Here is a 7,305-nt window from a genome sequence, read left to right on the forward strand (position 1 = left end):
TGATCGCCGTCTTAAGCGCCTCCAGAGAGGCGAAACGCTGCTCTTCACGCAGCTTTTGGTGGAAAACCACCGTCATACGCCGGTCATACAGATCGCCGGCAAAATCTAAAAGATGAACTTCGAGATGGGCTTTGCCATCCCCCTGGACCGTAGGTCGAACGCCGATATTGGCGACACCCGGCCAGGTCTTGCCATCGAGGTCGACGCTGACCAGGTAAACGCCTGTCAGCGGCACACGGCGACGCTTGAGTTGAATGTTGGCAGTGGGCGTACCCAGTTGGCGCGCCAGTTTCTGGCCATGCAACACGCGACCGGCAATCCGGTACGGGCGCCCGAGCAGACGTTCAGCGAGGGCAAAATCGGCAGCCGCCAGTGCGTTACGCACCTGGGTACTGCTGACGCGAATGCCATCGAGCTCGACGGTCTGCGCCGCTTCAACGGTGAAGCCCTGCATGACGCCGGCCTGTTGCAGGAAATCGAAATCGCCTACCCGGTCACAGCCGAAACGGAAGTCGTCACCGACTTCAAGGTGCTGTACACCGAGGCCGTCCACCAGAATGGTATCGACGAATTCGCTGGCGCTGAGTTTGCTCAGGCGATGGTTAAACGCCAGGCACAAGACCCGGTCGACGCCTTCGCCAGCCAGCAGCTGCAGTTTGTCACGCAGGCGGGCCAGACGGGCCGGTGCGGTGTCCGGAGCGAAAAACTCTCGCGGCTGCGGCTCGAAAATCACCACGCAGCTGGGCACGCCCAACTCGAGCGCACGCTCACGCAGCCGCGCCAGGATAGCCTGGTGGCCACGGTGTACACCGTCAAAGTTGCCAATAGTGGCGACACAGCCCCGATGCTGGGGGCGCAGATTGTGGAGGCCTCGAACCAGCTGCATAACGCGCTTCTTGCTCATAAAGTGGTCGATTATAACCACACCCGGCGGCCGACGACAGGCAACACCGTATCCCAAAGTAATCGAGCCGACAGAAATGCCGGCCCGTGCCGTTTTTTCATGACAGATATCGAGGTTTTATCCTCAGCCCAACGCCTTGCGGTTGAAGTCGCGCAAACGGAAGCCCATCAACATTAACATGCCGAAATAGGCAACCACACCGGCAACCACCAAAGCTCCGAGACGCAGGAAACGCTCAAGCATCTGCCCTTCGCCCCAGGCCGGCATAAAGTGCATCCCGGCCAGCAATACGCCGGACATCACCACCACCGCAATCACCAGCTTGAAGCCGAACTTTGCCCAGCCCGGTTGCGGCTGATACATCTGCTGCTTGCGCAATTGATAGAAAAGCAGCCCGGCATTCAGACAGGCCCCGGCGCTGATGGCGAGCGCCAGGCCGGCGTGCGCCAGCGGGCCGATCAGCAACAGGTTGAACAGCTGAGTGACCACCAGAGTGAAAATTGCGATTTTTACCGGCGTGCGGATGTTTTGTTGCGCATAAAAGCCCGGCGCCAGCACTTTGATCACGATGATCCCGAGCAAACCGACGGAATAGGCGATCAACGCACGCTGGGTCATGGCGGCGTCATGGGCATCGAACTGACCGTACTGGAACAGCGAAACCGTGAGCGGTTCGGCCAGAATCGCCAATGCCAGAGCGCAAGGCAGCACCAGCACAAAGCACAGCCGCAACCCCCAATCAAGAATGCGTGAGTATTCCTGGCGATCCTTGCTGGCGTAGGTCTTGGCCAGGGTCGGCAGCAGGATTGTCCCCAGCGCCACACCCAGCACACCGGATGGCAATTCCATCAAACGATCGGCGTAATACATCCAGGACACGGAACCTGCGACCAGGAACGAAGCGAAAATAGTGTTGATGATCAGCGAGATCTGACTCACCGACACCCCGAGAATCGCCGGCAGCATCTGCTTCATTACTCGCCAGACACCGGTGTCGCGCAAATTCAGGCGCGGCAGCACCAGCATGCCGATTTTTTTCAGATGCGGCAGTTGATAGAGCAGCTGCGCAAGACCACCCACCAACACCGCCCAACCCAGTGCCATTACCGGCGGATCGAAATACGGGGTCAGGAACAGCGCGAAGACAATCATGCTGACATTGAGCAGCGTCGGCACGAACGCCGGCACCGAAAAACGGTTCCAGGTATTGAGGATTGCGCCTGCCAGCGATGAAAGGGAGATCAGCAATATGTAAGGAAAGGTCACCCGCAACAGGTCAGTGGTGAGCTCGAATTTTTCCGGGGTATCGGTGAAACCCGGTGCTGTTACCCAGATGACCCATGGCGCGGCCAGTATGCCCAACGCGGTGACCAGCGCCAGCACCAGTGTCAGCAGGCCCGAAACGTAAGCAATGAATGTTCGCGTCGCCTCATCGCCCTGCTGACTTTTGTATTCGGCGAGAATCGGCACGAAGGCCTGGGAAAACGCGCCCTCGGCGAAAATCCGTCGCAACAGGTTTGGCAGCTTGAAGGCGATGAAAAAGGCGTCGGTCGCCATTCCCGCGCCGAATGCCCGCGCAATGAGGGTGTCACGAACGAACCCGAGAACCCGGGAAAGCATCGTGATAGAGCTGACGGCGGCCAACGATTTGAGCAGATTCATTGAAAGAGTTTGTGCCTGTCGATAAACAGCAGGCGAACAATGCGCCTACTTATGCGATACTCCGCGCCGCAACAGCACAGAGCCAAAGCTCGCGAGTTTACAGGTCGCACGCTGGAAAGAAATATCCAGAGGTGTAGTACCTACCACTTAGCGGAACGTCTCAACCGCCCTTGACAAGACCTCAACTCATCGGCATGATTCGCGGCCTATTTTGTTTGCTATTTCCTAAAAAGTCTTTCGAGGAGCTCGACGGTGGCCAACTCACCTTCCGCCAAAAAACGTGCAAAACAGGCTGAGAAGCGTCGCAGCCACAACGCCAGCCTGCGTTCCATGGTTCGTACCTACATCAAGAATGTAGTTAAAGCCATCGACGCAAAAGACGCTGAAAAAGCTCAAGCTGCTTACGTTCTGGCTGTGCCAGTTATCGACCGCATGGCCGATAAAGGCATCATCCACAAGAACAAGGCTGCTCGCCATAAGAGCCGCCTGAATGGCCACGTCAAGGCCCTGAACGTTGCCGCTGCTGCCTAAGCGACTCGTTCATTAAAAAACCGACCTCAGGGTCGGTTTTTTATTGCCTGCGATTTGGTGCGCATCAATCCACACCTTCGCGGGCAAGCCCCACCCAGCAGGAGCGAGGCCTGACCGCGAAGACAATCTTCAAATCACTGCTGAGCCCACGGCAAGATCGGGATCGCCGTCACCGCATTCTGCGGACTGCCTTCGATCAAGCGATCGCTGTACACCAGATACACCAGCGTATTGCGCTTCTTGTCGAGGAAACGCACCACCTGCATGGTTTTGAACACCAGCGACGTGCGCTCCTTGAACACCTCGTCGCCATCCTTGAGCTCACCCTTGAAACTGATAGGCCCCACCTGGCGACAAGCGATGGACGCTTCGGCACGATCTTCAGCCAAGCCAAGACCACCCTTCACGCCGCCCGTCTTGGCGCGCGACAGATAGCAGGTCACACCTTCGACCTTGGGATCATCAAACGCCTCGACGACGATCCGGTCATTCGGGCCGACGAATTTGAACACCGTCGACACTTGACCAATCTCCTCGGCCGAAGCCAACAATGGCATTGCCAACAGCAGCCCCAACAATCCTTTTGCCACGCGCATTCAGGTATTCCTTCAGACCAGAATCAGGTTATCGCGGTGAACCAGTTCCGGTTCCGCCATGTAACCCAACAGACCGACAATCGCATCAGACGACTGACCGATGATTTTTTGTGCTTCCAGCGCGCTGTAGTTGGCCAGGCCACGGGCAATCTCACGACCGTCCGGCGCCACGCAAACCACCATTTCGCCGCGACGGAAACTGCCCTGGACCAGCTTGACCCCAACCGGCAACAAGCTTTTATTGCCCTTAGACAACGCCGTCACAGCCCCCGCATCGAGCACCAGGGTGCCACGGGTTTGCAGATGCCCGGCCAGCCATTGCTTGCGCGCCGCCAGCATGCCGCGCTCCGGCGAGAGCAAGGTGCCAATGCGCTCGCCAGCCTTGAGGCGATCCAGCACAAGCTCAAGACGCCCACCAACGATGATGGTATGCGCCCCGGAACGCGCCGCCAGACGCGCCGCGCGCAGCTTGGTCTGCATGCCGCCACGACCCAGCGCACCACCCGTACCACCCGCCACCGCATCAAGTGCGGGATCATCGGCGCGCGCTTCGTAGATCAGCTGTGCATCGGGATTGTTGCGCGGATCGGCGTCGAACATGCCGTCGCGATCGGTCAGGATCACCAGCAAATCAGCCTCGACCAGGTTGGCCACCAGCGCCGCCAGGGTATCGTTGTCGCCGAAACGGATTTCGTCGGTGACCACGGTGTCGTTCTCGTTGATGACAGGGATCACCTTCAGCTCAACCAGCGCACGCAAGGTACTGCGGGCGTTGAGGTAGCGCTTGCGGTCAGACAAGTCGTCGTGGGTCAGGAGAATCTGCGCCGTGTGCCGACCATGCTCGGCAAAGCTCGACTCCCAGGCCTGCACGAGCCCCATCTGACCGATTGCCGCAGCGGCCTGGAGTTCGTGCATTGCACTGGGTCGGGAGGTCCAGCCCAGACGGCTCATACCGGCCGCCACCGCCCCGGAGGACACCAGCACCAGCTCGACGCCCGCCTCATGCAGGGCCACCATCTGCTCTACCCAGACACCCATTGCCGCGCGATCCAGGCCTTTGCCGTCTGCCGTCAGCAAAGCGCTGCCGATCTTCACGACCCAACGCTGCGCACCTGTCACCTTGCTCCGCATCATCTTCAACCTTTGCTTTGAGGACAGCGCGACCTGGCACTGCCCGTGACGTTATTCGTGGTTATTCGTGGTTATGAGTGACCATCGACGATTCCAGATACTAAAACGCCGCTCGATTGAGCGGCGCTTAAGTTTATCGCAACGAATCAGTCACGCACGTAAATGATTTCCGGACCGTCTTCGTCATCCACATCTTCTTCATCCCAATCATCGTCACCGATGTCATGGACCGACTTCACGCCACTGCGACGCAGAGCACGCTGATCGTCCAGCGCCTGCAGCTGGGCACGCGCCTCATCTTCAATGCGCTGATCGAGATCGGCCAATTCTTCCTTGTAGGCCGGGTCGTTGGCCAGGCGATCGGCGCGATCTTCCAGGTAACGCATGATGTCGTGGCACAGACGCTCGGTGTTCTGCTTGGCGATGGCCGAGATCACATAGACCGGACCGGTCCACTCCAGACGATCGACGATCTCCTTGACGCGAGCATCGTGCTCTTCATCGAGGATCTGGTCGCACTTGTTCAGGATCAACCAGCGATCGCGCTCAGCCAGCGACGGGCTGAATTTGGTCAGCTCGTTGACGATGACTTCGGCGGCGTCCGGAGCGCTGGTTTCATCCAGCGGCGCCATGTCGACGAGGTGCAGCAACAGACGGGTACGCGACAAGTGCTTGAGGAAGCGAATCCCCAGACCCGCGCCATCGGAAGCGCCTTCGATCAGACCCGGGATGTCCGCGACCACGAAGCTTTTCCAGCGATCGACGCTGACCACCCCCAGGTTCGGCACCAGGGTTGTGAACGGGTAATCGGCCACTTTCGGCTTGGCGGCCGATACCGAACGGATAAAGGTACTTTTACCAGCGTTCGGCAAGCCCAGCAGACCGACGTCCGCGAGCACTTTCATTTCCAGCTTCAAGTCACGCTGCTCACCCGGCTTGCCCGGCGTAGTCTGGCGTGGCGCACGGTTGGTACTGGATTTGAAACGGGTGTTGCCCAGGCCGTGCCAACCACCATGAGCCACCATCAGCTTCTGGCCGGCCTTGGTCAGGTCGCCGATCACTTCTTGAGTGGCAGAGTCGATCACCGTGGTACCCACAGGTACACGCAGGATCAGATCCTCGCCCTTCTTGCCGGTGCAGTCGGTGCTGCCGCCGTTGGAGCCACGCTCGGCATCGAAGTGCCGGGTGTAACGGTAGTCGACCAGGGTGTTGAGGTTCTCGTCGGCCATCATGTAGATGGAACCGCCATCACCGCCATCACCGCCGTTAGGGCCACCGTTTTCGATGAATTTTTCGCGACGGAAACTCATGCAGCCATTGCCGCCGTCACCGGCCTTTACTCGAATCGATACTTCATCAACAAACTTCATAACAAACGCCTCTCGCCATACGGACGAGCCGAAAAACAATCAAGACATAAGACTCTTGCAAAAATGAGCGCAGCGACCCCAAACCACGACACCTACATCGTACGCCGACAGCCCATACAAACAGCTTTGCAAGAGACTCACCCCACAAACGAAAAAGCCCCGTCGCGAGACAGGGCTTTTCCAGCGATCGCGCAATTAAGCTGCGACTACGCTCACGTAACGACGACCGAAGGCGCCTTTTACTTCGAACTTGATCACGCCTTCGACTTTAGCGAAGAGGGTGTGATCCTTACCCATGCCAACGCCGTAGCCAGCGTGGAATTGGGTGCCGCGCTGACGCACGATGATGTTGCCTGCTTTGATAGCCTGGCCGCCATACATCTTCACGCCAAGGCGTTTGGCTTCTGAGTCGCGACCGTTACGGGTACTACCACCAGCTTTTTTGTGTGCCATGAGTTCAATTCTCCTAGTGAGGAATTAGGCTGAAATTAAGCCTGAATACCGGTGATTTTGATCTCGGTGTACCACTGGCGGTGGCCCATACGCTTCATGTGGTGCTTACGACGACGGAACTTGATGATGCGGACTTTATCGTGACGACCTTGGGAGATCACTTCAGCCACAACGGTAGCGCCAGCAACAACTGGAGCACCGATATTCACGTCGTCACCGTTGGCAACCAACAGAACGCGATCAAAGGTAACGGATTCGCCGGTAGCGATTTCCAGTTTTTCGATCTTCAGGTATTCACCTGGGGCGACTTTGTACTGCTTGCCGCCAGTAACGATTACTGCATAAGACATGGTATTTCTCCGATAATCCTGCTCACCCAGCTCTTTATAAGAAGAGGTATTGGCTGGCATGGCTGCATGGGGCTGGAAGGCCCGCTTGCAATTGCGTAAGGCAGGTGCTGCCCAGGAAGTTCAGGGTGCGCGATTGTACGCAAGCAATCTGCCTCGCGCAAGTGGCCGTCCATCGCGCCTTGACAGGTCTGGACGGGGGTCCTAGCATGCCGCGCAACCCTTCTGGAGCGACTCTCGCTGATGCAACCCCAAGCTTTCTACCGCGCGGTGGCGGACGATTTTAGCGCCGTCGACGGCATCATCAAGAA

8 protein-coding genes are annotated in these 7,305 nt (G+C 58.1%); 1 reads left to right on the forward strand and 7 read right to left on the reverse strand.

Annotation, left to right across the window (positions count from 1 at the left end):
* Together ribF and murJ are read right to left on the reverse strand one after the other, a co-directional pair.
* A partial coding sequence (gene ribF, locus D8U18_RS20710) for a bifunctional riboflavin kinase/FAD synthetase (protein WP_131108317.1) occupies positions 1–886 on the reverse strand: 886 nt, incomplete at its 3' end.
* A 141-nt stretch (positions 887–1,027) separates the two neighbouring features.
* Entirely contained in the window at positions 1,028–2,566 is a 1,539-nt protein-coding gene (murJ, locus tag D8U18_RS20715; protein WP_130907850.1) for a murein biosynthesis integral membrane protein MurJ, read from the reverse strand.
* Positions 2,567–2,818: 252 nt separating this feature from the next.
* Here murJ and rpsT point away from each other — a divergent pair, with 252 nt between their 5' ends.
* The gene (gene rpsT / locus D8U18_RS20720) at positions 2,819–3,097 is read left to right on the forward strand and encodes a 30S ribosomal protein S20 (RefSeq protein WP_020798646.1); all 279 of its coding nucleotides are present in this window, start codon (positions 2,819–2,821) and stop codon (positions 3,095–3,097) included.
* Between the two features lie 134 nt (positions 3,098–3,231).
* Here the strand turns inward: rpsT and D8U18_RS20725 are convergent, their stop codons facing one another.
* The 5 genes from D8U18_RS20725 to rplU form a co-directional block, all read right to left on the reverse strand.
* Positions 3,232–3,693 (reverse strand): CreA family protein, encoded by a 462-nt coding sequence (locus D8U18_RS20725; RefSeq protein ID WP_056855667.1) that lies wholly within the window; start codon positions 3,691–3,693, stop codon positions 3,232–3,234.
* A 12-nt stretch (positions 3,694–3,705) separates the two neighbouring features.
* Positions 3,706–4,824 carry a glutamate 5-kinase gene (gene proB, locus D8U18_RS20730; RefSeq protein ID WP_131108318.1) on the reverse strand — a complete coding sequence of 373 codons (1,119 nt, stop codon included), beginning with the start codon at positions 4,822–4,824 and terminating at the stop codon, positions 3,706–3,708.
* Between the two features lie 146 nt (positions 4,825–4,970).
* Positions 4,971–6,194 carry an Obg family GTPase CgtA gene (cgtA, locus tag D8U18_RS20735; RefSeq protein WP_056855669.1) on the reverse strand — a complete coding sequence of 408 codons (1,224 nt, stop codon included), beginning with the start codon at positions 6,192–6,194 and terminating at the stop codon, positions 4,971–4,973.
* Between the two features lie 195 nt (positions 6,195–6,389).
* Positions 6,390–6,647 carry a 50S ribosomal protein L27 gene (rpmA, locus tag D8U18_RS20740; RefSeq protein WP_003281574.1) on the reverse strand — a complete coding sequence of 86 codons (258 nt, stop codon included), beginning with the start codon at positions 6,645–6,647 and terminating at the stop codon, positions 6,390–6,392.
* Between the two features lie 35 nt (positions 6,648–6,682).
* The gene (gene rplU, locus D8U18_RS20745; protein WP_003176051.1) at positions 6,683–6,997 is read right to left on the reverse strand and encodes a 50S ribosomal protein L21; all 315 of its coding nucleotides are present in this window, start codon (positions 6,995–6,997) and stop codon (positions 6,683–6,685) included.
* Between the last annotated feature and the right edge of the window lie 308 nt (positions 6,998–7,305).

This window comes from Pseudomonas sp. Sample_10, from assembly GCF_004321495.1.
Taxonomy (GTDB): domain Bacteria; phylum Pseudomonadota; class Gammaproteobacteria; order Pseudomonadales; family Pseudomonadaceae; genus Aquipseudomonas.

Excerpts from the sequence above, each read along its gene's own strand:
- proB (WP_131108318.1), bottom strand. The coding sequence starts at position 4,824 with ATGCGGAGCAAGGTGACAGGTGCGCAGCGTTGGGTCGTGAAGATCGGC.
- rplU (WP_003176051.1), bottom strand. The coding sequence starts at position 6,997 with ATGTCTTATGCAGTAATCGTTACTGGCGGCAAGCAGTACAAAGTCGCC.
- murJ (WP_130907850.1), bottom strand. The coding sequence starts at position 2,566 with ATGAATCTGCTCAAATCGTTGGCCGCCGTCAGCTCTATCACGATGCTT.
- cgtA (WP_056855669.1), bottom strand. The coding sequence starts at position 6,194 with ATGAAGTTTGTTGATGAAGTATCGATTCGAGTAAAGGCCGGTGACGGC.
- rpmA (WP_003281574.1), bottom strand. The coding sequence starts at position 6,647 with ATGGCACACAAAAAAGCTGGTGGTAGTACCCGTAACGGTCGCGACTCA.
- D8U18_RS20725 (WP_056855667.1), bottom strand. The coding sequence starts at position 3,693 with ATGCGCGTGGCAAAAGGATTGTTGGGGCTGCTGTTGGCAATGCCATTG.